General features: G+C 68.1%; 26 protein-coding genes. 11 read left to right on the top strand and 15 right to left on the bottom strand.

What is annotated here, in order from left to right; all coding sequences use genetic code 11:
* Positions 1-5: 5 nt before the first annotated feature.
* Genes ispE through CKW06_RS04055 form a run of 3 tightly spaced genes read right to left on the bottom strand, consistent with a single transcriptional unit; the run spans position 6 to position 3,213 of the window.
* A complete protein-coding gene (gene ispE / locus CKW06_RS04065; protein ID WP_024957325.1) occupies positions 6-875 on the bottom strand; it encodes a 4-(cytidine 5'-diphospho)-2-C-methyl-D-erythritol kinase in 870 nt (289 codons plus the stop codon).
* Positions 872-1,531: a lipoprotein insertase outer membrane protein LolB gene (lolB, locus tag CKW06_RS04060; protein ID WP_024957326.1), complete on the bottom strand. Its 660-nt coding sequence runs from the start codon at positions 1,529-1,531 to the stop codon at positions 872-874. Before lolB ends, ispE begins: the two co-directional genes overlap by 4 nt.
* On the bottom strand, positions 1,528-3,213 hold the full coding sequence (locus tag CKW06_RS04055) for a tetratricopeptide repeat protein (RefSeq protein WP_024957327.1): 1,686 nt from the start codon (positions 3,211-3,213) through the stop codon (positions 1,528-1,530). Before CKW06_RS04055 ends, lolB begins: the two co-directional genes overlap by 4 nt.
* A gap of 63 nt (positions 3,214-3,276) precedes the next feature.
* Here CKW06_RS04055 and hemA point away from each other — a divergent pair, with 63 nt between their 5' ends.
* The 4 genes from hemA (at position 3,277) to ppk2 (ending at position 8,353) form a co-directional block, all read left to right on the top strand.
* A complete protein-coding gene (hemA, locus tag CKW06_RS04050; protein ID WP_005408187.1) occupies positions 3,277-4,560 on the top strand; it encodes a glutamyl-tRNA reductase in 1,284 nt (427 codons plus the stop codon).
* On the top strand, positions 4,538-5,620 hold the full coding sequence (gene prfA / locus CKW06_RS04045; protein WP_024957328.1) for a peptide chain release factor 1: 1,083 nt from the start codon (positions 4,538-4,540) through the stop codon (positions 5,618-5,620). Before hemA ends, prfA begins: the two co-directional genes overlap by 23 nt.
* A gap of 5 nt (positions 5,621-5,625) precedes the next feature.
* Positions 5,626-7,338 carry an O-linked N-acetylglucosamine transferase, SPINDLY family protein gene (locus CKW06_RS04040; protein ID WP_024957329.1) on the top strand — a complete coding sequence of 571 codons (1,713 nt, stop codon included), beginning with the start codon at positions 5,626-5,628 and terminating at the stop codon, positions 7,336-7,338.
* 232 nt (positions 7,339-7,570) lie between these two features.
* A complete protein-coding gene (gene ppk2 / locus CKW06_RS04035; RefSeq protein ID WP_024957330.1) occupies positions 7,571-8,353 on the top strand; it encodes a polyphosphate kinase 2 in 783 nt (260 codons plus the stop codon).
* 693 nt (positions 8,354-9,046) lie between these two features.
* On the opposite strand, the gene CKW06_RS04030 is transcribed toward ppk2, so the two are convergent.
* Both CKW06_RS04030 and CKW06_RS04025 read right to left on the bottom strand, forming a co-directional pair.
* Positions 9,047-9,616 carry a TlpA family protein disulfide reductase gene (locus tag CKW06_RS04030; RefSeq protein ID WP_024957750.1) on the bottom strand — a complete coding sequence of 190 codons (570 nt, stop codon included), beginning with the start codon at positions 9,614-9,616 and terminating at the stop codon, positions 9,047-9,049.
* Complete coding sequence (locus CKW06_RS04025) at positions 9,613-10,887, bottom strand: YihY family inner membrane protein (RefSeq protein WP_005408182.1); 1,275 nt, start codon at positions 10,885-10,887, stop codon at positions 9,613-9,615. The genes CKW06_RS04030 and CKW06_RS04025 overlap by 4 nt, the downstream gene beginning before the upstream one ends.
* A gap of 77 nt (positions 10,888-10,964) precedes the next feature.
* Between CKW06_RS04025 and wrbA the strand changes: the two genes are divergently transcribed.
* The 3 genes from wrbA (at position 10,965) to CKW06_RS04010 (ending at position 12,455) form a co-directional block, all read left to right on the top strand.
* Positions 10,965-11,558: an NAD(P)H:quinone oxidoreductase gene (gene wrbA / locus CKW06_RS04020; RefSeq protein WP_005408181.1), complete on the top strand. Its 594-nt coding sequence runs from the start codon at positions 10,965-10,967 to the stop codon at positions 11,556-11,558.
* Positions 11,555-11,890, top strand: coding sequence for a DUF2069 domain-containing protein (locus CKW06_RS04015; protein WP_005408180.1), 336 nt, complete (start codon positions 11,555-11,557; stop codon positions 11,888-11,890). The genes wrbA and CKW06_RS04015 overlap by 4 nt, the downstream gene beginning before the upstream one ends.
* Positions 11,891-11,969: 79 nt before the next feature.
* Positions 11,970-12,455, top strand: coding sequence for an asparaginase domain-containing protein (locus tag CKW06_RS04010; RefSeq protein ID WP_010481766.1), 486 nt, complete (start codon positions 11,970-11,972; stop codon positions 12,453-12,455).
* 120 nt (positions 12,456-12,575) lie between these two features.
* Here CKW06_RS04010 and CKW06_RS04005 read toward each other — a convergent pair whose 3' ends face one another.
* The 6 genes from CKW06_RS04005 to sufT form a co-directional block, all read right to left on the bottom strand.
* Positions 12,576-14,318 carry a S8 family peptidase gene (locus CKW06_RS04005; RefSeq protein ID WP_024957748.1) on the bottom strand — a complete coding sequence of 581 codons (1,743 nt, stop codon included), beginning with the start codon at positions 14,316-14,318 and terminating at the stop codon, positions 12,576-12,578.
* A gap of 378 nt (positions 14,319-14,696) precedes the next feature.
* Complete coding sequence (locus CKW06_RS04000; protein ID WP_024957747.1) at positions 14,697-15,719, bottom strand: M23 family metallopeptidase; 1,023 nt, start codon at positions 15,717-15,719, stop codon at positions 14,697-14,699.
* A gap of 1 nt (position 15,720) precedes the next feature.
* On the bottom strand, positions 15,721-16,056 hold the full coding sequence (locus tag CKW06_RS03995; protein ID WP_024957746.1) for a transcriptional regulator: 336 nt from the start codon (positions 16,054-16,056) through the stop codon (positions 15,721-15,723).
* Positions 16,053-16,709: a hypothetical protein gene (locus CKW06_RS03990; RefSeq protein WP_024957745.1), complete on the bottom strand. Its 657-nt coding sequence runs from the start codon at positions 16,707-16,709 to the stop codon at positions 16,053-16,055. The genes CKW06_RS03995 and CKW06_RS03990 overlap by 4 nt, the downstream gene beginning before the upstream one ends.
* Before the next feature lie 175 nt (positions 16,710-16,884).
* The gene (locus CKW06_RS03985; RefSeq protein ID WP_024957744.1) at positions 16,885-17,979 is read right to left on the bottom strand and encodes a branched-chain amino acid aminotransferase; all 1,095 of its coding nucleotides are present in this window, start codon (positions 17,977-17,979) and stop codon (positions 16,885-16,887) included.
* 59 nt (positions 17,980-18,038) lie between these two features.
* Positions 18,039-18,590 (bottom strand): putative Fe-S cluster assembly protein SufT, encoded by a 552-nt coding sequence (gene sufT, locus CKW06_RS03980; RefSeq protein ID WP_024957743.1) that lies wholly within the window; start codon positions 18,588-18,590, stop codon positions 18,039-18,041.
* 122 nt (positions 18,591-18,712) lie between these two features.
* Between sufT and CKW06_RS03975 the strand changes: the two genes are divergently transcribed.
* Positions 18,713-19,132: a hypothetical protein gene (locus CKW06_RS03975; protein ID WP_024957742.1), complete on the top strand. Its 420-nt coding sequence runs from the start codon at positions 18,713-18,715 to the stop codon at positions 19,130-19,132.
* A gap of 212 nt (positions 19,133-19,344) precedes the next feature.
* On the opposite strand, the gene CKW06_RS03970 is transcribed toward CKW06_RS03975, so the two are convergent.
* Positions 19,345-20,805 (bottom strand): NAD(P)(+) transhydrogenase (Re/Si-specific) subunit beta, encoded by a 1,461-nt coding sequence (locus CKW06_RS03970; RefSeq protein ID WP_024957741.1) that lies wholly within the window; start codon positions 20,803-20,805, stop codon positions 19,345-19,347.
* Positions 20,802-21,122 (bottom strand): NAD(P) transhydrogenase subunit alpha part 2, encoded by a 321-nt coding sequence (locus CKW06_RS03965; protein ID WP_005408173.1) that lies wholly within the window; start codon positions 21,120-21,122, stop codon positions 20,802-20,804. Before CKW06_RS03965 ends, CKW06_RS03970 begins: the two co-directional genes overlap by 4 nt.
* A gap of 98 nt (positions 21,123-21,220) precedes the next feature.
* Between CKW06_RS03965 and CKW06_RS03960 the strand changes: the two genes are divergently transcribed.
* From CKW06_RS03960 to CKW06_RS03950, 3 genes are read left to right on the top strand one after another with little or no spacing between them, the layout of a single operon-like run.
* A complete protein-coding gene (locus tag CKW06_RS03960; RefSeq protein ID WP_077684483.1) occupies positions 21,221-21,805 on the top strand; it encodes an RNA polymerase sigma factor in 585 nt (194 codons plus the stop codon).
* On the top strand, positions 21,802-22,128 hold the full coding sequence (locus CKW06_RS03955; RefSeq protein WP_005408171.1) for a hypothetical protein: 327 nt from the start codon (positions 21,802-21,804) through the stop codon (positions 22,126-22,128). Before CKW06_RS03960 ends, CKW06_RS03955 begins: the two co-directional genes overlap by 4 nt.
* Before the next feature lie 3 nt (positions 22,129-22,131).
* Positions 22,132-22,593 carry a DUF3106 domain-containing protein gene (locus CKW06_RS03950; RefSeq protein ID WP_012479217.1) on the top strand — a complete coding sequence of 154 codons (462 nt, stop codon included), beginning with the start codon at positions 22,132-22,134 and terminating at the stop codon, positions 22,591-22,593.
* 100 nt (positions 22,594-22,693) lie between these two features.
* Here CKW06_RS03950 and CKW06_RS03945 read toward each other — a convergent pair whose 3' ends face one another.
* A complete protein-coding gene (locus tag CKW06_RS03945; protein WP_024957739.1) occupies positions 22,694-23,773 on the bottom strand; it encodes an NAD(P) transhydrogenase subunit alpha in 1,080 nt (359 codons plus the stop codon).
* A gap of 51 nt (positions 23,774-23,824) precedes the next feature.
* The gene (locus CKW06_RS03940; RefSeq protein ID WP_024957738.1) at positions 23,825-26,146 is read right to left on the bottom strand and encodes a DUF1631 domain-containing protein; all 2,322 of its coding nucleotides are present in this window, start codon (positions 26,144-26,146) and stop codon (positions 23,825-23,827) included.
* Positions 26,147-26,407: the final 261 nt, after the last annotated feature.

Raw genomic sequence — 26,407 nt, 5'->3', positions numbered from 1 at the left:
ATAAATCAGTGTTGCTCGAGTGCATCCAGCAGTGGCGAACGCGCAACGCCCGCTGCCACCCTTGCCCGCAACTCCTTCGGCAACTTCGACCGTCCCTGCTCTGCGGCAGACTGCGATGCGAACTCGACGAAACAACCACTTCCCGAACCGGTCAGCCGCGCCGTGCCGATGTCGCTCAACGCGGCGAACGCTGCCTCGACGGCAGGCTCACGGCGGCGCAGCACCGGTTCGAACGCGTTCCCGACCAAGGTCCCGGAAGCGAAGTCCTCTATTTTCGCCACTGGGCTGCCGCGCGTCAAATCCGGGTCTGCGAACAGAGCCGGGGTGGGAACATGAACACCCGGTTCAACCACCACATACCAGGCCGGCTCCAGCACGATCGGCTGCAGGCGCTCACCCACCCCTTCGGCCCAGGCATTGCGCCCGCGCACGAACACCGGCACGTCGGCGCCCAGGCGCAGGCCCAGCGCAGCAAGCGCGTCCTCGTCCAGACCGGCACGCCAGAGCCGGTTCAGCACCACCAGTACGGTGGCCGCGTCGGACGAACCGCCGCCAAAGCCACCACCTGCAGGAACGTTTTTTTCGACGATGATGTCTGCGCCTTGCACGATATTGGCTGCATCTTTCAGAAGCCGCGCGGCGCGGACCGCCAGGTCATCCGCCTCGGCCACGCCAGCCAGCCCCTCGCCCTGCCGGCGCACCTGGCCGTCTTCACGCAGGCGCAGACCGATGCGGTCGCCCCAGTCCAGCAGGCGGAACACGGTCTGCAGCTCGTGGTAACCATCGGCACGGCGGCCGGTGATGTGCAGGAACAGGTTCAGCTTGGCCGGGGCCGGCCACCAGGACCAGCCCGTGTCATCGCGCCCGGCACTCATGGGGTGCCCTGCCCCCATTGGTCGACCAGCAGGCGCACCTTGGCGTCGCCATTGCCGGCCTCGATCCGGCGCGGCAGCGCCGGGCGCCCGGCCTCGGCCGGGTACCAGTCCAGGTACTGCACCTGCCAGCCCATCTGCTGCATGCGACGCGGCCGGCCTTCACCATCACGCTCGACCTTCTCCGGACCGGCCGCATCACCGGCCACCAGGCCACGGATCCACGCCGGCAGCTGGTTGACCGGAATGTCCCAGCCGGTCGCTTCCAGCAGCAGTTGCTGGGCGTCCTCGCCGGCACGCGGCCCACCGGCCAGTCCCTCCAGGCGACCGGCTTCGGAATGGGTATCGCCGGTCAGCTTCCAGCTCTGCCGGGTCACCGGCGCGCTCAGCTCGACCACATAGCGGCGTCCTTCCTGCTTCCAGTCGATGCGTCCGCTGCCGCCATCCTTGCCCTTGCTGACTGCGACCCGGCCCTGGAAAGCCCAGTCCGGCTGTGCCTGCAGCGCGGCCACGCGCGCCGCCTCGGCCTGCGCCGCTTCGGCCGAAACAACCTCGACCACCGCCGGCGCCGGGGTCTTCTGCGTGCCCACGCTGGTACAGGCGGTCAGCGCCAGGGCCGCGGTTGCCAACAGCAGCGGCCGGATCAGGGAAACACTCATGGATTGAATTTCTCGCGGGCGCGCAGCAGCGCGCGGTTTTCAGGGTCGAGCTTGGCCGCTTCGTCGAAGAAATGGCGGGCCTCGTCATGCTTGCCCAGCACCCACAACACTTCGCCGACATGGGCGGCGATCTCGGGGTCCTTGGCCAGGGTCCAGGCACGGCGCAGCTGCACCAGTGCTTCTTCCTTGCGGCCCAGGCGGTACAGCACCCAGCCATAGCTGTCGACGATGGCAGCGTTGTCCGGTTCGGCCACGCGGGCGCGGTCGATCAGCTCCAGCGCTTCCTGCAGGCGACCGGTGCGATCGGCCAGGGTGTAACCCAGCGCGTTCAATGCCGGCACGTTCTCCGGGTCGGTCACCAGGATCTTGCGCAGGTCGGCCTCGGCGCGCGGGATGTCGTCGCGGCGTTCCCAGGTGAGCGCACGGGCGTACAGCAGGCCGTTGTCATCCGGGTAGGCGGCCAGGCCGCGGGCCAGCGCATCCAGCTCCCCGGCACTGTCGTCAGCGCGCTGGCGCAGTTCGGCCTCCAGCAGGTAGGCATCGCGGCGCACATCGTCGTCGACCACCGCATCGGACTGGATCGCGTGCACTTCATCCAATGCCTGCGGCAGGCGCCCGGCCAGGGCCTGGGCATTGGCCGCGCGCAGGCGCGCCTCGCTGAGTTCATCGCCGCCGGGCACGCTGTGGTACCACTGCACCGCCTCGGGATAACGCTTCAGGTACTCGGCGATCTTGCCCAGCAGCAGGCGCTGCGCCGGGTCCGGCTTGGCCGCCTGCCGCGACAGTTCGTTGTAGAGGTTGGACAGCGCCGCCTTGTCGCCCTGCTTGGCCAGCAGCGAGGCGCGCATGCCCCAGGTCTGCACGTCCTGCGGGCCGAACGCCAGCACGCGCTCGGCGGCGGCGGGCTGGCCGAGGCTGTCATAGGCAATGGCGACTGCATTGCGCAATTCCGGGTCCTGGCGGGTCTTCGGCTCCACATCGTGCAGCAGCGACAACGCCTTGCCGGTCTCCCCGGCCTGCTGCAGCTGGCTGGCCCGCAGCAGCGCCACACGCGGTTCGTCGGGGAAGCGCTTGACCACTTCATCGATCATGCGCCGCGCCAGCTCGGGCTTGTCCATGCGCAGGGCAAGGCGTCCGAACTCCTGCCACGCCTCGATCTTCGGCGGAATGGCGTTGGCGTCGACCAGCTCGCCCAGCACCTGCGCCGGTACTGCCGGGTCGCGGCCGCCGCCGATCAGGGCGGCCAGGGCGAACTTCCAGCCACGTTCATCCGGGTCGGCCAGCAAGGCCTGCAGATCGCCACGCGCTGCCTTCACATCGCCCTGGCGCATGGCCAGCGCGGCAGCGGCACTGCGCATGGTCAACGAGCTGGGCGCGCGCTGCTGCCACAGGGCCAGGCCCTTGGCGGCGCTGGCGTCATCGTTGGCGAGCATGGAAATGCGGGTCGCGCGCTCGGCCAGGCCGGCGTCGCCGTCGGTCTGCTGGGCGGCCTGCAGGTACCAGCGGGCCGCCTCGGCCAGCTTGCCGGCCTGCAGCGCGAACTCACCGGCCATCACCGGTTCCAGCGCCAGTTCCTCAGTGGCCGGGGCCCGTACGGGGGCCTTGGCCGGCACCGCCGCCAGGGCCTGGCTGCAGGCCAGGGACAGCAGCAGAACACTGGGGATGCGAATCAATGCGGGCATCGTCGGCATCGGGGCCTTAAAATGTCGTCCAATGGCCAGCAGCTTATCGCAAGCAACTGAACAATGACCCTGTGGGTGCTCGGACTGAATCACCAGACCGCACCGGTGGAGCTGCGCGAGCGCGCGGCCTTCGCCGGTGAGGCGTTGCCGCGCGCGCTCGGTTCGCTGCGCGATACTCCGCAGATCGCCGAGGCGGTGCTGCTGTCCACCTGCAACCGCACCGAGCTGTATGCCGTGGCCGATTCGGCACAGGCACTGGACCAGTGGCTGCAGGCCCAGGCCGGCGACCTGCAGGGCTACCTGTACCAGCATGCCGATGCAGAAGCCGTACGCCACCTGTTCCGGGTCGCCACCGGCCTGGACTCGATGGTCCTGGGCGAACCGCAGATTCTCGGCCAGGTGAAGGACGCATGGTCGACCGCGCGTGACCACGGCCTGCTCGGCCAGCGCCTGGACCGCCTGTTCCAGCAGACCTTCTCGGTGGCCAAGCGTGCGCGCACCGATACCCAGGTCGGCGCCAACCCGGTATCGGTGGCGTCGGCGGCGGTGCGCCTGGCGCAGAACGCGTTCGCGCGGCTGGACGATTCCACCGTGCTGCTGGTCGGTGCCGGCGAGACCATCGAACTGGCTGCACGGCACCTGAGCGAAGGCAAGGTACGCCGGCTGCTGATCGCCAACCGCACCCTCGCCCACGCGCAGGAACTTGCCAGCCGCCATGGTGGCGTAGCCTTGCCACTGACCGAACTGGACCGCCACCTGGGCGAGGCGGACGTGGTGTTCTCGGCCACCGCTGCGCGCGAACCGGTGATCCACCGCGAGATGGTGGCCAAGGCCCTGCGCGCGCGCCGGCACAAGCCGATGCTGCTGTTCGACCTGGCCGTGCCGCGTGACATCGAGGCGGAGGTCGGCACGCTCAACGACGCCTTCCTCTACACCGTCGACGACCTGGAGCGCGCGGTGGAAGACAACCGCCGCGGACGCCGCGAGGCGGCCGCCGAGGCCGAGGCGATCATCGACCTTCAGGTATCGCGTTTTATCGAGACCCAGCAGGCCAGCGCCCACCAGGCGCCGCTACGACAGCTGCGTGCGTTCGGCGAGGCCACCCGCACTGAACTGCTGGAACGCGCGCGCCAGCAGCTGGCCAACGGCAAGCCGGCCGACGAAGTGCTGGAACTGCTGGCGCACGGCCTGACCAATCGATTGCTGCATCCTCCTACCGCTGCCCTGCGCGCTGCCGCACTGAGCGGCGATGCCGACCTGACCCGCGCCGCCGAGCGCCTGTTCCCGGCTACGCCGGGTTACCGCCACCCACCCGTGAGACCCGATGACGCCGACCCTGCGCCGTAAGCTGGAAGCGCTGGCCGAGCGCCGCGAAGAACTGGAACGCCTGCTCGCCGAACCCGACGTGGTCGCCGACAACACCCGTTTCCGCGACCTTTCGCGCGAATTCGCCCAACTTGAACCGGTTGCCACTGCACTGGCCGATGAAGCACGTGCCAAGGCCGATCTGGCCGCCGCCGAAGGCATGCGCGCCGACCCCGACCTGCGCGAGCTGGCCGACGAGGAAATCGCCGCCGCGCAGGCGCGCCTGCTGGAACTGGAGCAGGAACTGGCGCTGCTGCTGGTACCGCGCGACCCGCGCGACGAAGGCAACCTGTTCCTGGAAGTGCGCGCGGGTACCGGCGGCGATGAAGCGGCGATCTTCGCCGGCGACCTGTTCCGCATGTACGCCCGCTATGCCGAGCGCCAGGGCTGGAAGGTCGAGATCGAATCGGACAATCCCGGCGAGCACGGTGGCTACAAGGAAGTGGTGGCACGGGTGGTCGGCCGTGGTGCGTTCTCGCGCCTGAAGTTCGAATCGGGCACGCACCGTGTGCAGCGCGTGCCGGCCACCGAATCGCAGGGCCGCATCCATACCTCGGCGGCCACCGTGGCGATCATCCCGGAGGCCGACGAAGTCGATGACATCGTCATCAACCCGGCCGACCTGAAGGTGGATACGTTCCGCTCCTCCGGCGCCGGTGGCCAGCACGTCAACAAGACCGAGTCGGCGATCCGCATCACCCACGTACCGACCGGCGTGGTGGTGGAATGCCAGACCGAACGCAGCCAGCACGCCAACCGCGACAAGGCGATGAAGCGCCTGAAAGCGCAGCTGCTCGACGCCGAGCGCCAACGCCAGGACGCGGCGCAGGCCGAGTCGAGGCGCCTGCAGGTCGGCAGTGGTGATCGCAGCCAGCGCATCCGCACCTACAACTTCCCGCAGGGGCGCATCACCGATCACCGCGTGGAGGGCCTGACCCTGTACGACCTGCCCAACATCCTGGCCGGCGACCTCGATCCGCTGCTGCAGCGGCTCAGCCACGAACACCAGGTCGACGCCCTGGCCCAGCTGTCGGCAGGCTGAGCACGATGTCGGCCTGGCAGCAGCGACAGCAACTGCAGCAAGCGATCGCCCGCCAGCCCGACGACTTCGTCGCCTGGGTGATGCTGGCCGACGTGGAACTGGAAGCCGGCGACATCGCTGCCGGCGAACAGGCCGCGCGACGTGCGCTGCAGCTGCGCCCGAATCACCCCGAAGCGCTGGCACGGCTGGGCCGCGTGGCGTGGATGGCCGGTGCACATGGCGATGCGGCCAAGCTGCTCGGCCAGGCCTCGGCATTGGCACCGCAGCATCCCGGCATTGCGCTGTGGCTGGGCCATGCACTGGAAGATGCCGATGATGCCGAAGGCGCGTCGGCGGCCTATCGACGCGCGCATGGGCTGATGCCGGCCGAGCCGTACATCGCCGCCCAGCGCCTGGCCTGGCAGCGTCGCCTGTGCGATTGGCAGGACCTGGACACGCTGGCGGCACAGGTGCGCGCCGCCGTTGCCAGCAGCCAGGGCGTGGTCGAGCCGTTCGCCTTCCTCAGCGAGGACGCCAGCGCTGCCGAACAGTTGGCCTGCGCGCACACCCGTGCGCTGGCCGTGACTGCCTCGGTGCGGCCATTGCCGCCGGCAACGGTGCGCCCGCACGGCCCGCTGCGCGTCGGCTTCCTCTCCAATGGGTTCGGCGCACATCCGACCGGATTGCTGACCGTGGCGCTGTTCGAGCAGCTGCGTCGCGACCCCGCACTGCAACTGCATCTGTTCGCGCTGAACCGCGACGACGGCAGCCGCATCCGCCAGCGGCTGCAGGCAGCGGCGCAGCTGCATGATGTGGCTGGCCTGCGACACACCGATACCGCCGCACGCATCCGCGCACAGGGCATCGACCTGCTGTTCGACCTGCGCGGCTGGGGCGGTGGCGGCACGCCGGAAGTGTTGGCGATGCGCCCTGCCGCGCTGCAGCTGAACTGGCTGGCCTATCCGGGCACGTCGGGGGCGCCGTGGATGGACGCGGTGGTCGGCGATGCCTTCGCCCTGCCGCCGGCACTGGAGCCGTGCTACAGCGAACGCGTGCTGCGCCTGCCACGAGCCTTCCAGCCGTCAGACAATACGCGCGTGCTGGAGCCTGCGCCGACCCGTGCGGACTGCGGACTGCCCGCGCAGGGCGTGGTGTTCTGCTGTTTCAACAACAGCTACAAGCTCAACCCGCGCAGCATGGGCCGTGCCTTCGCAGTGCTGCAGGCAGTGCCCGGCAGCGTACTGTGGCTGCTGTCCGGACCGGGCCAGGCCGACGCCCGCCTGCGCACTGCCGCGCAGGCTGCCGGCCTGGACCCGGCACGCCTGGTGTTCATGGCCAAGCTGCCGCATCCGCAGTACCTGGCGCGCTATCAGCTGGCCGACCTGTTCCTCGACACGCATCCGTACAACGCGCACACCACCGCCTCCGATGCGCTGTGGGCCGGCTGCCCGGTGCTGACCTGCCCGGGTGACACCTTCGCCGCGCGCGTGGCCGGCAGCCTCAACCACCATCTGGGAATGGCACGGATGAATGTCGCCGACGATGCGGCGTTCATCACCACCGCCAGCGCGCTGGGCAACGCCCCTGCAGCACTGGCGGCGTTGCGCGCTGAACTGGCACAGGCGCGCGAGCGCAGCGGGCTGTTCGACATGGACGGGTTTGCCCGCGATCTGTCGGCGTTGGTGCAGCAGCTGGCGCGCGAACACGGCTGGCTGGGAACAACCGAACCGACGGGGTAATGTCGGCTGGGTAATGTCGGCTGGGTAATGTCGGCTGGGTAATGTCAGCTGGGTAATGTCGATTGGATGACGTCGACTGGGTAGAGTCGACGGTCAGTCGACTGCCCTCGGCAGGAAGCCGAAACCCCCGCGCTTCGCGCGATAGTCGACTGACCGTCGACTCTACCCGGCGTCGACATCGCCTGGGCAGCCCCTGCGCTACGCTCGGGCTTCCTCCCCGCGTGGTGTGACGATGGCCAAGCTCAAGCGCAAGGACTACGACGAACTGCTGCTGCCGCTGCAGCTGGAGCTGACCGCCATGGCGCGCTGGGTGCAGCACAGCGGACAGCGCCTGCTGGTGCTGTTCGAAGGCCGTGATACCGCAGGTAAAGGCGGCGCGATCCAGGCCATCAGCCAGCACCTCAACCCGCGCCAGTGCCGGGTGGTGGCGCTGCCCAAGCCCACCGACCGCGAAGCCACGCAGTGGTACTTCCAGCGCTACGCCTCGCACTTGCCCGCCGCCGGCGAGATCGTGCTGATGGACCGCAGCTGGTACAACCGCGCCGGTGTCGAACGGGTGATGGGCTATTGCAGCGAAACCGAGTACCAGCAGTTCCTGCATCAGGCGCCGGTATTCGAGCAACTGCTGGTGGACGACGGCATCCTGCTGTTCAAGTACTGGCTGTGCGTGGACCAGGAACAGCAGGAAAAGCGCTTCGCCGAACGCCACCTCGATCCACTGAAGGGCTGGAAGCTCTCTCCGGTCGACCTGAAGTCGCGCAGCAAGTACAGCGCCTACACCGAGGCCCGCGAGGCGATGCTGCGCGCGACGCATCGTGAGGCGGCGCCGTGGACACTTGTGGATTTCAACGACCAGCGGCTGGGCCGGCTGACACTGGTGCGCAACCTGCTGGACCGGTTGCCGGACACGCGGGTGGATGCACCGCTGCCGGAGCTGCCGAAGTTGAAGGGCAAGCTGCATCGCGAGCACTACGATGTGCTGAAGCCGATCGAGGACTTCCCGGTCGAGGATTAGGGTGGGTCGGCAGGGCCTGCGGCCCTGCACCTGCCGAAGCCAGAGCAACGGCAACAGCAACAGCGGGCTTCCTGAGGGATGGCGGGGCGGGTCCGGGTGCGGGGGGCGCTGCAAGTCCCCCTCCGGGGCCCGGCCCAGCCGCTGGCGGCTGTGCGTTCGGGCGCTTGCGAAGCAGTGCTTCGCAAGCAAAGCGCCCTCACCCATGTAAGCTCGGTCGCGGCTTGCTCGTGTGCGCTGTCCTGCGCACACGGCAAGACCGGGGTTGGGCGTCCTACCCAACCCGCCCGAGGCGTGCCTCGCGCCCATGCGGCTCACGCCCCCGCACCCGGACCCACCCCGCCTTCGACAGATTTCCGCGATCTGTCGTTGATCCACACCATGTGTGGATGCTCTTCGAATTCAATTCGAAATATTCGATTTGTCTGGAGAATCATCCACGCATGACGTGGATCTACCAGACATGAGGAATCTGTCAGAGGTGGGGCGGTGTCGGAGTGCGGGGTGTCAGCCGCATGGATGCGGCTGCCAAGCTTACAGGGACGTACTTGCAGCGTCCCCGCACTCCGACACCGCCCCGCCATCCCACGGATAGCCCGCTGTTGCTGTTGCTGTTGCTTTTGCTGTTGCTGGGGTTGCCGGCCAGCGGCCGGCACTACCGCGGGTGCAGGGCCGCAGGCCCTGCCGACCAACCCGCTACTTGGCAGCTGCGATCTGCTTTTCGATGTCGGCGGCCGTCACCGGACCGAGGAACGTGTGCGCCAGCTTGCCTTGCGGATCCAGCAGGTGCGTCAGCGGCAAACCGCGCGGTGTGGCGAAGTCCGTCGGCGGATCGAACGGATCCACGATCACGATCGGATAGGTCACCGGATGCTTGGTCAGGAACGACTGCATCTCCGGCACCTCGATGTCTTCATAGGCCAGGCCGACCACCTCGATGTTGCTGCGCATCGCGTGCAGCGCCGACAACTCCGGCATCTCCTTGCGGCAGGGGGCACACCAGGTCGCCCAGAAGTTCACCACCACCCACTTGCCGCGGTGCGCGGCCAGGTCGTAGTCGCTGCCATCCACCGCCTTCATCTTCAGCGTCGGGAACTCGGCGGTGGTGCGCTCGGCCGGGGTTTCCTCGACCGGCGCCGGTGCGGTCGGCGTCGGTGCCTGCGCCGGCGGTTGGCTGCTGGCCGGCGTCGGCTCCTGGGCCGGCTTGCAGGCCGACAGTGCCAGCAGCAGGGCCAGCGGGAGCAGCGACGGGGTCTTGCGGGTCATGGCATGTCTCCAGAGTCGGTATAGATATCGCTGACCTTGCGCTTCAGGCGTTCACGCAGGGGCAGTCGCAGATCATCCAGCGCCGCCAATGCGGCACGGCCCAGGCTGTCGTCGCGATACGGCAGATGCTGCTCGGCTACCGGAATGCGCAACTGGGTACATTCGTAAAGATCGGCCAGGCTCACCTGGTCCAGGTCGCGCGAGAGCAGCCATTCGCCACGTTCATCGCGGCGCAGCAGGCCGATCTCCTGCAGGTTGCAGGCCAGGTCCTGCAGCAGCGAATCGGTCAGCATCGGCTCCAGCCGCAGGATTTCATCATCGGCCAGGCCCTTGCCCTTGGCTCGGGCATGGTGGAAGCGGCCGAGCAGGCGCAGCAGGCCATAGAACTCGTAGCCCTGCGGCAGGCGCAGTTCCACCGGCTGGTAGCGGAAGGCCGCCATCGACGAGGACAACGACGCGCCCAGCAGCACCGCCACCCAGCACAGGTAGATCCACAGCAGCAGGATCGGCACGAAGGCGACCGTGCCATACAGCTTCTGGTAGGACTGGAAGCTGCCCAGGTAGGCGCCGATGCCCCACTTCACCAGCTCCAGGATCACCGCGGCCAGAATGGCGCCAGGCACTGCATGCCGCCACTTCACCGTGTGGTGCGGCACCACCCGGAACATCAGCGTGATGCAGACGAACTCGATCAGGATCGGCGCCAGCCGCAGTGCCAGTTCGGCCAGCCAGCGGCCCTCCTGGGTGCCGAACAGCGGCATCGCGAACACCCGCGCCGACACCGCCAGCGAAGCCGCCGCGAGCATCGCGCCCAGCGTCAGTACAGTCCAGTAGACCAGGAAGCGGGTCAGCTTGGGCCGGGTCGAGCCGACCCGCCAGATCTGGTTGAAGGTTTCTTCAACACTGTTGAGCGTGATCAGCAGCGACACCACCAGCGCGATGAAGCCGGCGGCGGTGAGCTGACCGGCACTGGCCGAGAACTGCCGCAGGTAGCCCTCGGCCGCGCGCGCGGCATTGGGCACGAAGTTGGAGAAGACGTAATCGCTGAGCTGGTCGCTCCAGCGGTCGAAGACGGGGAAGGCCGAGAGCACGCCGAACACCACGATCGCCAGCGGTACCAGCGCGAACACCGTGGTGTAGGCCAGCGCCGCCGCTGCCTGGAACAGGCGGTCGTCGAGGAAGCGATGCCACAGGAAGCGGCCGAAACTGATGGCCCGTGCGCGATCCCGCGCGCGCTCCATCCACAGGTTGAGCGTATCCAAAGGTTCCATCGGTGGAAGGGTACCCGATGCGGAATGCTGGCAGGATAGCCATACTGGCGACCACACGACGAGGAGAAGCGGGCACGATGGGCGAGATTCTGGTGCTGTACTACAGCCGGGGCGGTTCGGTGGCACGGCTGGCGCGCCAGATCGCGCGGGGCATCGGCGAAGTGCCGGGCATGAGCGCGCGCCTGCGCACGGTGCCGCCAGTGGCCGCCGTGACCCAGACCGCGCAGCCGCCGGTACCCGACGACGGCGCCCCCTATGTGAGCGTGCAGGACCTGGTGGAATGCCAGGGCCTGCTGCTCGGCAGCCCCACCCGCTTCGGCAACATGGCAGCCCCGGTCAAGCACTTCCTGGATGGACTGGGCGCCGAATGGGTCAATGGCACCCTGTCCGGCAAGCCGGCCGGCGTGTTCACCTCCACCGCCTCGATGCACGGCGGCCAGGAATCGACCCTGCTGTCGATGCAGGTGCCGCTGCTGCACCATGGCTGCGTGATCGTCGGCATCCCGTTCACCGAACCGGCGTTGAGCCACACCACCAGCGGCGGCACGCCCTATGGCGCCAGCCACGTGGCCGGTGCCGCCGATGACCCGCAGCCGACCGACGACGAGGCCGTGCTGGCCCGCGCGCTGGGCCGCCGGGTGGCCGACATCGCGCAGCGGTTGGCCCGATGAGCCGCCCGCCGCGCACGGTCCTGCTGCTGGCCCTGATGGGGCTGGCCGCGCTGTTCGCCGGCTGGTTCATCAATGACAAGCACTGGCTGGCCACCCAGCTGGTGTTCACCGCGCCGCCGCTGGCGCTGGCCTTTGCGCTGCGCCTGGGCTGGCGCAAGGCCGGGTTCTGGGCCTCGGTACTGGCGCTGGGCTGGTTCAGCCACGGCGTGATGAGCGCCTGGAGCCACCCGGAAACACGCTGGCTGGCGCTGATCGAAATCGCGCTGGCCCTGCTGGTGATCTTCAGCGCCAGCCTGCCGGGGCTGCGCGCCCGCTTCGGCAAGCGACGCTGACGCTGCACCCGCCGGGCCGTATCATCTGTGTCCCTGGCCCCGCGCCGCTGTACCTGTCCTGGTTTCGCGCATGCACATGATGGAAGAGCTCCTGGTCGTCACCACCGGTGGCACGATCGACAAGATCTACTTCGACGACAAGTCGGACTACCAGATCGGCGACCCCCAGATCGGCATGATCCTGCGCGAGCTGGGCGTGACGTTCCGCTTCAACGTGATTCCGATCCTGCGCAAGGATTCGCTGCACATCAACGATGAAGACCGCGAACTGATCCGCGCCACCATCGCCGCGCAGCCGACCCGCCACGTGCTGGTGACCCACGGCACCGACTCGATGGTGCAGACCGGCAAGGTGCTGGCGACGATCCCGGACAAGACCATCGTGATGACCGGCGCGCTCAGCCCGGCGCGGTTCCGTGGGTCGGATGCGGAGTTCAACATCGGCTGCGCGATCGGTGCGGTGCAGTCGCTGCCGAGCGGCGTATACATCGCCATGAACGGTCGTATCTTCGATCCGCAGCACGTGCGCAAGAACGTGGCCGCCAACCGCTTCGAGTCGGTCTGAGGAACAGCGTGCCGACCAAGGTCGGCACCCACCAAAGCGCTGCCCTTGCAAGGCCGGTACCTACCCAAAGAAAAACGCCCCGGCCTGAGCCGGGGCGTGCCCATGGAGAGGGGCTTGGGCTCAGTACTGGGCGTTGAGGGTCAGGCCCGAGAAGGTGCTGTAGGCCTTCACCCGCACATACCAGGTGCCGGCGGCAGGACTGTTGATGGTGCAGGTCTCGCTGTTGCCGCTCAGGTACGGACGGCAGGTGTAGGTGGTATCGGTCGGGGCACTGCCCTGGCGCACATACAGGTCGGCATCACCGCTGCCGCCACTGATCGCGACGCGCAGCTGGGTGCTGCCGGCCGGAACCGCGACGGTGTAGTTCAGCTCGGCACCGGTCGCAGCGCCCAGGCCGGTCACCGGCACGTTGTTCTGCAGCACGTTGCCACCCGGGTTCGGGTTGCCGCCACCGTTGATCGCCGCGGCCACGGCGGCATTGGCGTCGATGATGCCGGCGCCGCAACCACCCGAGCAGGCGCCCGGCAGCGGACGTGCCGTGCTCTTGATGATGCTCTCGACCTGCGCCGGGCTCAGCGGGCTCGGAGCGACCGACTGCATCAGCGCGACCACGCCGGCCACGTGCGGCGCCGCCATCGAGGTGCCGTTGTACGACGCGTAGGTCGCGCTGCCCGGCGTGGTGGTGCCGGTGTTGAGGGTGGACAGGATGCTCTGGCCCGGTGCCGAGATGTCGATGCCGGTACCGTAGTTGGAGAAGCTGGCACGTGCACCGGCCGAGGTGGTCGCCGCCACCGCGATCACGTTCGGGCAGTTGGCCGGCACCGACGAGGACACGTTGGTGTTGCTGTTGCCGGCGGCGACCACCACGGTGGTGCCACGGCCGACCGCGCCGTTGATCGCGTTCTGGTAGGTGGTCGAGCAGCTGCCACCGCCGCCCAGCGAGAGGTTGATGACTTCGGCCGGATTCGCGTTGGCCGGTACGCCGCTGACGGTGCCACCGGACGCCCACACGATCGCATCGGCGATGTCGGAGGTGTAGCCGCCGCACTTGCCGAGCACGCGCACCGGCACGACCTTGGCATTGAACGCGGTACCTGCCACGCCGGTACTGTTGTTGGTCACCGCGGCCACGGTGCCGGCAACGTGGGTGCCGTGCCAGCTGGAGTTGGAGGCCGGGATGCCCGAGCCACACTCGTTGGCGCCGTACCAGTCGCCTTCGTCGTTCGGATTGTTGTCGCGGCCGCCGCCATCGCGCGCCATCGCGGCGTCGCTGATGAAGTCATAGCCCGGCAGGATGTTGGCGTTGAGATCGGCATGGTTGGTGATGCCGGTATCGATCACGGCCACCACCACGCCGGTGCCGGTGGCCTTGTCCCAGGCCGGCCGGATGTTGATGCCGGCATTGGAGGTGCCGAAGCCCCATTGCTCGCTGAAGCGGGTGTCGTTCGGGGTCAGCGTCGCGCGCATGATCTGGTCGACTTCGACGTATTCCACGTTCGGGTCGGCGGCCAGCTTGCGCATCAGCAGCTCGGATTCGGCCTGGTCGAGCGGACGGTCGGTCTTGACCAGGGTCGGGCCGACGGCCAGCTTGCGGACCTCCTGCAGGCCCAGCGCGCGGCCCTGGCTGCTGGCCAGGCCAGCGGCGGCCGTCTTCAGCGACGAAGCCAGCGCAGTGGTGTTGGCCACGGCGGCGCTGCCGTCGCGGTACTTCACGATGAAACGCTGGTGCGTCGGCGCGGACTGCAGGCCGCTGAGCTGGACATCACCGGCCAGCGCAGGCGTGGCCAGCAGCAGCGATGACAGAACGGACGCACCAAGGACCACCCACACTCGACGCACACGCGGTTGCGTTACCTGGGACATCGTATTTCCCTTTCTTGTGGTGTGAATGCCGGAATCGGCAGAAGCACCGGCCCGAACCCTGGGCTGGCTTGCATTGGCGAGGTTCGAAGTCCGGTGAGTCAGCGGATCCCCCTAACGATCCGCCGTGCACATGACGCTAATGGCCGAAACCGGACACCACAAGATTTTCAGCGTCTTTTCAGCAAGATGAAATGTTCGTTCTGAGACTTTTCGGGTCGAGGGTTTGTGAAGGTGAAGGAACTTTCTCGTGTCCTGCACAGACCTGACTGGGCCGTCACGTGTCCTGGAATGACTATGCCGACATCGGCGTTCGCTGCTGCCCCCAACGACCGCGCAGCGTGCCCGCAGTGCGCCTGCCCGTCGCGTCGGACGCACTGACTACTTTGCCTGCGGAACGCTCGCTGGCCGGATGCGCTGCCCTTTGACCGGCTCGCCGCGTGCAACCGGCTGGCCATCGGCCACGTAGCCGGAGAACTGTGCCGGCAACGCTTCGCCGACACCGAACACGGGCCCGGCCTGCAGCTGGTAGTGCAGGTGCGGTTCGGAGGAGTTTCCGCTGTTGCCACAGTCACCGAGGTGCGCGCCGCTGCGGACAACCTGTCCCTGGGCGACCCGCACACTGCCCTGGCGCAAGTGCGCCAGCACCGAGTACTCCTCATTGCCGTGATCGAGGATGACGCGGTTGCCGGTGAGCTGAGCAGCGTTCATCTGCCCCGGCACGTTGTCGGCGATCCCTTCGACCACGTCCACCACCGTGCCGTCGGCCGGCGCGAGGATCGGGCGGCCGAAGCAGTAGTAGTCATCGTTGCGCAGCCCATCGCCACGGTGCGAGCGGCCATCGCGTACCACCAGCAGATCCAGCGCGAAGCGCTGGCCGGCATGGGCCGCATGGTAGTTCTGTTCGACAGTACGCCCGCCCCAGAACACGAAGTATTCATCGTCGAACGGGAGTTGCAGCCGTGTGCGGGTCTGGTAGTCGAGGAACCCGCTCGCCGCAGCCTGCGGCGGCGTGGTCTGTAGCGGGCGGATGTAGAAGCCGCCGATCCGCCCGTCGGCATCGATGGCCCACAGCACCTGGATGATGGCCGGGCTCCTGGCGAAGCGCGCCTGCCGCAGATAGGTGTCGAATCCATCAACCTTCTCGACCTTCTCACTGACCAGCTCGGTTTCTGCGCCCCAGCCAGCGAGCACCTGCTCGCGCAGCGCCACCAGGTTCTGCGGGGACTTCAGCCCCGCCTGCATCTGCGGCGTCATCCGTTCCCACAGGGCGTCGACGTGCCCTTCGTAGAACTGCGTGGTCAGCGTGGCTCCCTGTTGGCGCGGATCTGCGGCTGCGGCCACGCCGGTGAGAGCAGAGAAGGAAACAACCAGAACTGCAAACAGGCGCGGAAGCAATGTCATGTCAGGCGTCCTTTCGATCCGGATCGGGAATGCCGGCAACGATCGCTGCCAGCTGCGTGCGGTACTCGGCCAGGGCAGTACGGCCCATCGGCGTCAACTGCAGGGTGGTCAGTGGGCGCTTGCCACGGAACGACTTATTGATGGCGACCAACCCTGCCGCTTCAAGCTTGCTCAGATGGCTGGAGAGATTGCCCTTGCTCAACCCGCTGAGATGCTCGACAAATCCGAACTCGGCGGATTCAGCACCTGCCAGGATCGACAGGATCAGCAGGCGTGCCGGCTCGTGGATCAAGCGGTCGAGCTGAAGCAACGCTCTGGAATCAGGCAGCTGGGTCATTCGAGGTTCGTCCGTGCCGCCATGAACGCGCGCATCTCCACCTGCAGCCGCTGGAAGCGCTGGTGGTCACGCCAGCCGACCACGATCAGTACGACGGATGCCAGCGGAAACACGGCCGTGCTCAGGCCGAAGCCATACGCCTGCCCGGTGAAGGCCAGCGCGGCCTGGCACAACAGGAACACACCTACGATGAACTCCAGCGGCGTACGCAGCCAGCGCCACACCACCCAGGGCAGCAGCGCCACCACGGCCAGGTAGCCAATGGCGCGCAGGTCCCAGGGAAGTTGGCCGATCGGCGCCAGCCGGGCCAGCACGCTGCCGATCACCAGCACGCTTACCAGCGCCGTGAAGGTGATGAAAAAGCGCTGGAAATTGCGTTCGACCGGCGTGACCTGCTCCTCGACCTGGCCCAGCCGCTGGTAATAACGGCGTGCCAGCCATTGCTTGCCGACGATCCACAGCACCGGCACGGCAATCAGCACGATGCGCAGCGCCAGGGTGGTCGGCAACAGGGCGCCGGCAAGGAACGAGGCCAGGCAGGCGATGCCGCCAGCCATCGCCGACAGGCCCCCGGCACTTCGCGAGTACCGCGAGTATTCACGGGTCAGCGCCTGCAGGCGCGAGGAAGGATCAATGACGGACGACTGCTGCATGACACGCTCCATCGGGGTCGCTTGAATTTAGTTTGCATTGCAAACCTATTTGCGTCAAGCAATCGCCTACTGCGGTCTGGCGTCCGGCCCCACAACGCAGAAAGCCCGTCACGGGGACGGGCTTTCCGGAAGCGCCGCCGAGCGCGGGCTCGACGCTACAGTTCAGCGTGGGCGATCAGCCCAGCTTGACCAGCCAGTTGTGGCGGTCCGGCAAGCGGCCGTACTGGATGTCGGTCAGTTCCTTGCGCAACGACATGGTCACTTCGCCGGCCGGCGCGTTGATGTCGCCCACCGAGAAGCCCTCGCCCTTCAGCTGGCCGATCGGGGTGACCACCGCCGCGGTGCCGCAGGCGAACACTTCGCTGATCGCGCCGGAGGCCACGCCCTGCTTCCACTCGTCGATGCTGACCTTGCGCTCTTCGACCTTCATGCCACGGTCGCGGGCCAGCTGTAGGATGCTCTCGCGGGTGATGCCCTCGAGGATGCTGCCCGACAGTTCCGGGGTCACCAGCGTGCCGTCCTTGTAGACCAGGAACACGTTCATGCCACCCAGCTCTTCCAGGTACTTGCCTTCGACCGGGTCGAGGAACAGCACCTGCGAGCAGCCCTGTGCCTGCGCCTTCTGCTGCGGCAGCAGCGAAGCAGCATAGTTGCCACCGCACTTGGCGGCACCGGTGCCGCCCTTGGCCGCACGCGCGTATTCGGTGGACAGCCAGATCGACACCGGGGCAACGCCCTTGGCGAAGTACGGGCCGGCCGGGCTGGCGATGACGTAGTAGCCGGCCTTGTGCGCGCCACGCACGCCGAGGAAGGCTTCGTCGCCGATCATGAACGGACGGAAGTACAGGCTGGACTCATCGGCCGACGGCACCCAGTCACTGTCGACCGCGATCAGCTGCTTCAGCGATTCGACGAAGATCTCCACCGGCAGTTCCGGCAGCGCCAGGCGCTGCGCCGAACGCTGCAGGCGACGGCCATTGGCATCCGGGCGGAAGGTCCAGATCGAACCGTCGGCATGGCGGTAGGCCTTGATGCCTTCGAAGATTTCCTGGCCGTAATGCAGCACGGCCGCGGCCGGGTCCAGCTGCAGCGGGCCGTAGGCGCGCACGTTGGCGTTGTGCCAGCCGGTGTCCTTGTCCCAGCGCACTTCCACCATGTGGTCGGTGAAGTGCAGGCCGAAGCCCGGCTTCTCCAGGATCTGGGCGCGCTCTTCAGCGCTGCGCGGGTGGTCCGAACGGGTGACGGCGAAGCTGGGAATGGACTGGGACACCGGAGATTTCCTGTTCTGGTTGCGGGTAATGCCGGGCCCGCGTCACTGCGGGCCGTGGGTCAAAGCATGCCGGTCTCGAGCCGGGCCGCCTCGGACATCATGTGCTGGTTCCACGGCGGGTCGAACACCAGGTCGACGTCGGCCTCGGCCACCGTCGGGATCATTTCGAGCTTGCTGCGCACGTCGTCGACCAGAATGTCGCCCATGCCGCAGCCCGGTGCGGTCAGGGTCATCTTCACGTCGATCTCGCGCTTGCCTTCGTCCAGGTGCTTGATCTCGACTTCGTAGACCAGGCCCAGTTCGACGATGTTCACCGGAATTTCCGGATCGAAGCAGGTGCGCAGCTGCTGCCATACCAGCTGTTCCACCTGTTCATCGGTGGCGTCGGCCGGCAGCTCCAGCGGTGCCGGCGCCTCCTTGCCGATGGCGTCGCCGTCCTTGCCGGCGATGCGGAACAGGTTGCCCTCGACAAACACCGAATAACTGCCGCCCAGCGCCTGGGTGATGTACCCATAGCTGCCGGCGGGCAGGGTCACGGTATCGCCCTGCGGGACCATCACGGCCTCGCAATCGCGCTCGAAGTGGACAGGTTCGCTGCTACGGGAATACATGGGGACCGATATGGGGCCGTGGCCGGGGCCACGCAAGACGGCATTCTAGCCCAGCCGCTCCGGCACCGCCGGTGCACCGCCGCAAACCACAGTATCCTGTGGGTGATCTTCAGGGAGCTTCGATGTCCTCCAATGCCGCGCGTGCCAGGACCGTGACCTGGCTCTGGCCCATCATGCTGTTGCTGGGCCTGGTTGTTGCTCCCCTTGCCTGGATGGTGCTGGCGCTGATGACCGGCCGGCAGGTCGGCTGGATGGCGGTACTGACCGCCCTGGAACTGGTGTTCATGCTGCGCATGGGTACGCTCGGCCCGGGCCGGCTGCGCATCGTGCTGGTCGTGGTGGGCACCCTGCTGGTGGCCGCCGTGGCCAACTGGACCATCGCCAGCGCCTGGATGGGCGGCTCGATCGGGCTGGACCTGTGGGACGCCACGATGCGGATGGGCCCGCACCTGGCCTGGACCCTGATCACCCTGGCCAATGGCGCGGTGGAGTGGCTGTGGCTGGCGCTGGGCCTGGCCGTGGGCGCCTGGCTGGCGCGCTGAGCGCGCCGGTTGCCACGCCCGCCGGGGATATGCAGGTAGATCCACGCCATGCGTGGATGGGATGGTAGTGCCGGCCGCTGGCCGGCAAACGCGCGCGGACCAGGGCCCGCACCTACCCGATGCAGCGGCCACGCGTGGATGGGGTAGTGCCGGCCGCTGGCCGGCAAAGGGATCAGAGCCCATTCCTGCGGAAAGGGATCCGACCCCGGTCCTCAATGCCCGCCGTCGAGCGCCTTCAACTCGCTGACCAGCGAGGCTGCCGCTTCGGCACCGTCGCCATACAGCATGCGGGTGTTGTCGGCGTAGAACAGCGCATTCTCGATGCCCGCGAAGCCGGTGCCCTTGCCGCGCTTGATCACCACCACGTTGCGCGCATTGACCACGTCCAGCACCGGCATGCCGTAGATCGGGCTGGCCGGATCGGTTCGTGCGACCGGATTGACCACGTCGTTGGCGCCGATCACCAGCACCACGTCGGTGTTGGCGAACTCCGGGTTGATATCGTCCATGTCCGCGATCAGGTCGTAGGGCACGCCTGCTTCGGCCAGCAGCACGTTCATGTGCCCCGGCATGCGCCCCGCCACCGGGTGGATCGCGAACTTCACCTTCACTCCGCGCTGGCCCAGCCGCTGCGCCAGTTCCCATATCTTGTGCTGCGCCTGCGCCACGGCCATGCCGTAGCCAGGCACGATCACCACGCGCTCGGCGAAGGCCATCATCGCGGCGACGTCAGCCGCTTCGATCGGCTTCTGCGAGCCGCTGATCGCCTGCGCTTCGCCACCAGCACCACCGCCGAAGTTGGAGAACAGCACGTTGCGGATCGGCCGGTTCATCGCCTTGGCCATCAGCCGGGTCAGCAGGATGCCCGCCGCGCCGACCATCATGCCGGCGATGATCAATGCTTCGTTGCCCAGCACGTAACCTTCGAACGACACTGCCAACCCGGTGAACGCGTTGTACAGCGAGATCACCACCGGCATGTCGGCGCCACCGATCGGCAGCGTCATCAGCACGCCCAGCGCCAGCGCAAGTACGAAGAAGGCGACGATCGCCCAGGTGCTGAGCGTGCTGGCGGCGATGATCGCCAGTACCACCACCGCCAGCGCCACCAGCAGGTTCATCACCTGCTGGCCCGGCCAGGTCACGCGCTTGTCCAGGCGTCCATCCAGCTTGGCCCAGGCGATCACCGAGCCGGACAGCGACACCGCGCCGATCGCTGCGCCGACCATCGCCAGCAGCAGCACCGTGCCCGACGGCTGGCGCGCGGCCAGGTCGGCCAGCGCCTGCGCGCTCCAGTGGCTGGTATCGCGGTTGGCAAGAAAGGCGTAGCGCAGCAGCTCCACCGCGCCGATCGCCGCCGCCGAGCCACCGCCCATGCCGTTGTACAGCGCCACCATCTGCGGCATGTCGGTGATGGCAACCTTGCCGGCCGACCACCAGGCCAGGCCCGCGCCCAGCAGCAGCGCCACCAGGATCAGCGGAACGTTGTGCAGTTCGGGAAGGAAGAAGGTCGCCGCCGTGGCCAGCAGCATGCCCAGCCCAGCCCAGCGGATGCCGCTGCGCGCGGTCAGTGGCGAGGCCATGCGCTGCAGGCCCAGCAGGAACAGCGTGGCGGCGACGAGGTAGCTGGCCTTGACCAGCCAGTCGAGCAGTTCGACGGTGCTGATGTTCAAGCCTGCGGCTCCTTCGGCTCGTCCTTGCCGCCCTTGGGCGCACTCGGCTTGAACATTTCCAGCATGCGCGCGGTGACCACGTAGCCACCGGCGGCGTTGCCGGCGCCGAGCACCACGGCGAGGAAGCCCAAGGCTTTTTCCAGCGGTGTCTGCGCGTGCCCCAGCACCACCATCGCGCCGATCAGCACGATGCCGTGGATGAAGTTGGAACCCGACATGAGCGGGGTATGCAAGATCACCGGCACCCGCGAAATGATCACGTGGCCGGCAATGGCCGCCAGCATGAAGATGTACAGCGCTACGAACCCGTCACTCACTGGCAACGCTCCTGCTCTGTCTTCGTCGTCCCATCATAACCATGGGCTGAACCCGGCGTGCACCCGGCGTCAACCGAAGCGGCGCTCACGCGTTGTCGATGGTGACCCCGAGCGAGGAACCGTACCCTGTGCTGGTGAGCAGCCCCGTCCCCCCGAGCGCCGAGACCGATGCCCTGCCGGCATCGCTGGAAGCGTTCCTGGCCAGCGTCGGCCCGCGCGCGTTCCGCTTCGCCGAGGCCGGCCTGCGCCAGCGCGAAGACGCCATGGACGCGGTGCAGGACGCGCTGCTGCGCATGCTGGACTACGCCGACAAGCCGGCAGCCGAATGGGCGCCGCTGTTCTGGAGCATCCTGCGCCGGCGCGTGATCGACGTGCAGCGCCGGCGCCGCTTCCGCCTGCCGTTCTGGCGCGACAACCAGGACGCGCAAGGCGGCGAGATCGACTGGGCCGATCCCGGCCCGGACCCGGCACAGGCGCATGAACAGCGCCAGCAGTACCAGCAGCTGGTGGACGCGTTGCGCCGCCTGCCCGCCCGCCAGCGCGAGGCCTTCACCCTGCGCGTGCTGCAGGACCTGGACGGGGCTACCACCGCCCGCGCCATGGGCTGCAGCGAAGGCGCGGTAAAAACCCATCTGGCACGCGCCCGGCAGGCGCTGCAGGACTACCTGGAGATCCACCCGTGAACCGCTCCCTGCCTTCCGATGACACCCTGCGCAGCCTGCACGCGCAGTCGCTGCATGCGCTGTCGCCGGCCACACTGGCACGCCTGCGCCAGGCCCGACACGGCGCCAGCGCGACCCGGCACGGGCGCCTGCGCTGGTGGCTGGCCAGCGCCTGTTCACTGGTGGTGGCGCTGGGTCTCGGCCTGCAGTTCACTGGCCATGGCACGCTGACGGGCCCCGCGCCGGCACCTGTGCTGGCCTCGGTGGAAGACAACAGCGCGCTCTACGACGAAAATCCCGATCTGTACCTGTGGCTGGGCGATACCGACCTGGCGATGGAGTGAATCATGTCCCGACTGCACACCCTGCCCCTGCTGATGACCCTGTTGCTGCTGCCGGCCCTCCCGGCGCTGGCGCAGAGCGCCGCGCCCGCCCCTGCGGCACGCCCTGCGCCGGCCACGCCGCTGCCGGCCTGGGAACAGTTGAGCGAAGCGCAGCGGGAATCGCTGCTGGCGCCACTGCGCGACCGCTGGAACAGCGCCGATGCCGGCCAGCGCCAGCGCATGCTCTCGCATGGCCAGCGCTGGCAGACGATGAGCCCGGAGGAGCGCGACAAAGCCCGCCGTGGCCTGCGCCGCTTCGAGCACATGAGCCCGGAACAGCGTGAGCAGGCCAGGGCCCTGTTCGGCCAGATGCGGGAACTGCCGCCCGCGCAGCGCGACGCACTGCGCGAGCGCTGGTCGCAGATGACGCCGGAACAGCGCAAGGACTGGGTGCGCGACAACCCGCCGCCGGCGAAGCCGCGGTAACGCCGGCATCCGCAGGGTAGGTGCGGCCCCTGGTCCGCACACTGGGCTGTTCATCCACGCATGGCGTGGATCTAGCGGGAAGGCAACTGGCGCTACCGGCTCACGCCCGCCAACGCGTCTTCGCCAGCAACTCGTCTTCCCAGTCGAAACCGAGCTGGCCTTCGCGCACGAACAGCGCGACGAAGTTGAGCAGGTTGCGCGCATACATCTCGCTGGCCTGGGTCGCGCCGCGGCTGGCCAGGCCCAGCGGGCCATCGATGGTCACGCCCTGATGCTCGATGCACTGCCCCGGTTGGGTCAGTGCACAGTTGCCGCCGCTCTCCGCCGCGAGGTCCACGATCACGCTGCCGGTGGCCATGCCCTCCACCATTGCGGCAGTCACAATCGTCGGCGCCGGTCGCCCCGGTACTGCTGCGGTACAGATCACCACATCCACGCTGCGCAGGTGGTCGGCCAGCCGGCGCTGCTGCTCGGCACGCTCCTCATCGGTCAACGCACGCGCGTAGCCGCCTTCACCGGCCGCGCTCACGCCAAGATCGAGGAAGCGCGCGCCCAGCGACTGGATCTGCTCGCGGGTTTCCGGGCGCACGTCGAAACCTTCCACCTGTGCACCCAACCGGCGCGCGGTGGCAATGGCCTGCAGCCCGGCCACGCCAGCACCGATCACCAGAACCTTGGCTGGACGTACGGTACCGGCAGCGGTGGTCAGCATCGGGAAGAAGCGTGGCGCACGATCGGCCGCGATCAGCGCCGCCTTGTAGCCGGCCATGCCCGCCTGCGAACTGAGCACGTCCATCGCCTGCGCGCGGGTGGTGCGCGGCAGCTGCTGCAGCGGGAACAGCTGCAGGCGGTCGCCAGCAGCCAATGCCGCAAGCGCCGGATCACTGGCCGGGGCCAGCAGGCCGACCACGCTGGCAGCGGGCTTGAGCTGTTCCAGGACCGACGCCGGCGGCGCCTGCACGCACAGCAGGATATCGATCTCGCCCCAACGGTCCGCGTCGAACACACGTGCGCCGGCATCGTCATAGGCGGCATCGGTGAAGCCTGCCGCCACGCCGGCGCCGGCCTCGTACCAGACGGTAATGCCAAGGGCACCGAGCTTGCGCGCGGTTTCCGGCGTCAGCGCCACGCGCCGTTCGCCCGGCGCGGTCTCCTTGATCCCCAGCAACGCCACGGCCATGCAGGTCCCCGCTGATCGGTGAGTTTTCCCGATCCTAGCAGGCGGCTCCACTCAGTGCAGCGTGGCGCTGCCCGGGTCCAGCCGATCGATCACACCCTGCATCGCGCTGTCGAACGCACCGTCATCCACATGGGCGCGCAGGCGGCCCAGCCGCACCATCACCGCCAGTTCTTCCGGCGAGGCCACGCAGAAGCGCACGCCGCGGCGGTTGACGAACAGCAGGCGCGAGGAAATCGGGCTGACCCAGGACAGCTTGCCGGCCTGCACCTTGCCGTCCTTGTCGACAAAGTCCAGCCAGTTGCCGATTTCCATGCGGCGGAAGCGATCGGCATCGGCGTTGTCGAAATCGTCGGCGTCGATCTGCCCGCCCAGCTCGACCGCGGGCGATTCAGCCACCGGTGGCGCCGGCAAGGCAACCTGCGGCAGTTCCGGCAGCGCGCGCTGCAGTTCCGGCCGCGATTCGGCAATGCCCTGCAGGGTGTCATGCAAGGCGTCGATAGCACCGGTTGCGGCATCGCCGTGCACGCCGACACTGGCAAATACCTTGGCCAGCACCGGCTGCCAGGCCTGCAGCCACGGTTTGCCGACGATCTGGCGGCGGGCCTCGGCCACTTCCTCCAGCAGGCCGTCAGCCAGGCTGAGTGCCTCGGCCACCGAAGCGCCCTCCTCGCCCTCGCGCAGCAGTGCCAGGGTCAGGTGGTGCTGCCACGGCTGGCGCAGGAACTCGGCGATGGCCGGCGGCAAGGTGGCATCACCGATGCGGCGGTCCAGTTCGGCACCGGCCCGGCTGCGGGCCATTTCCAGCTTTTCCTGGCCACGCTGCGTTTCGGCGGCGCGACGCTCAGCGATTTCCACGCGGCGGCGGTGCTGCACGAGGAATTCGCGGAATTCTTCTTCCAGGGTCAGGAAGATCGCCAGGTTCTCGTTGAACTCGGCCACCAGGCGCTCGATGATCTCTTCCACCTTGGCCATCAGCATGCGCTCGGCCTGGCTTTCGCCGGTGTTGCCCTCGCAGGCTTCGGCCAGCGAGTTGAGCAGCTTGCGGGCCGGATGGGTCTTCTGCACGAACATGCGGCGGTCGAGCATCGCCACCTTGACGAAGGGCACCACCAGGCGGCCGATCAGCTCGCGCGAGCGACCTTCCAGCTCGCGTTCGTCCAGCATCACATCGAACAGCATGCCGACCAGATCAATCGCGTCCTCGTCCTGCGGGTCCAGCCGGGTCTGGCCAGGATCGACGCCGAGACGGGTGGCGCTGGACAGCACTTCACTCTTCAGCCGCTGCGCCAGCGATTCGCCATCCTCGCCGATGGCTGCACGCAGTGTCGCACTGGGCGTGGCCTGCAGCAGCGACAGCACCGACATCATCTCGCGCTGGCTCAACGGGCGGTGCTGGCCAACCGCGACCTGCGCGGCCGAGGTGGCGTCCTCGCGAACGTGGCGGGTCTGCTGCAGCAGCTCATGCAGGGCCTCCAGCAGCATGCCCTGCTGGCCGGCATACGCCTCGCCACTGCCGGCCTCCTCGCCCCCGAGGTGCTGCTGCATGTGGCCACGGCGCTCGGACCAGCGCGCGGCGAAACGCTGCGCCCAGGCCGGCGCGGCCTGTTCATCATCGCTGAAGTCGGATTCGAAGCCCGCCGCGTGGCGCGGCTCGACCAGATCGTCCGCGCCCGGCGCCATACGCGGGTCGGGCGCGGACGACAGCGGACGCCGCGGCGCCCCCATCTGAGACATCACGCCAGCGGCGGCCAGCTGCTCGTCCAGCTTCTCGTAGATACGGCCCACCGGCGCGCGCAGGTCGCGCTCGCACAGCTTGATCAGCACCAGGTGCACTTCCGGCGCCAGCTCGCAGCCGGCAAAGGCCTCATGGATGGCCACGCCCAGGTGTTCGGGGCTGACCGGGTTGTGGTCGGCATCCAGCTCGGCGCCGCCGATCAAGCGGCCCAGGCGCCGGTCCAGCCGCGCCAGCACCGGCTTGAAGTCGCGCAGCAGCACGGTGGCGAAATTGCGCACCGCCAGCCGCGACTCCAGTACATGTTCAGCCAGCAGGCTCAGGCCATCCTCGGCCGGCCCGGACAGGGTGGCTTCGGCCGACAGCGGCTCGCCACTGGCCAGTGCATCCCAGGCCCGCTGCAGGTGGCCGGCGAAGGCGGCGGCGATGTCCTCACGGCGGCGGCGCAGCTCGCGCATCGCATCCAGGAACAGCAGCTGCGACGAGCCTGCATTGCCGGCCCGGTCGAACAGTGCATCGTCGAAACGCGCCAGTGCGGCCCCGAAAGCCTGGCACAGCGCCGGCAGGACCATGTCCCGGGCACGCTGAAGCTGGGCCGGGTCACGGCCCGGCGATCCCATCGGTGTGGGCGCGCTCATCATTCGGGAAGGCTCCCCACCTTCTCTGGTACGACAGACAGCATGGACATCGCGACGGCCGGTACACCCCATGTACCGGTACGTCGATGGTAGGCCGGCCAGCCCGTCACGGACAGTGAAACAGTCCTCACTTCAAACCTCATGACCGGCGGCCCGGCAAGATAGATATCGTAAGCCGTGCGAGGCCCACGAGGCGAGAGGAAGCGGTCGTCCCTTTCCCGCCAGTGGCATGATGTTCATCACAGTTTGATATTCAGGGGCAGG

It is taken from the genome of Stenotrophomonas maltophilia, from assembly GCF_900186865.1.
Lineage (GTDB): Bacteria > Pseudomonadota > Gammaproteobacteria > Xanthomonadales > Xanthomonadaceae > Stenotrophomonas > Stenotrophomonas maltophilia.
The sequence above is the reverse complement of the archived record's forward strand: the minus strand, read 5'-3'. Positions and strand labels throughout refer to the sequence as shown.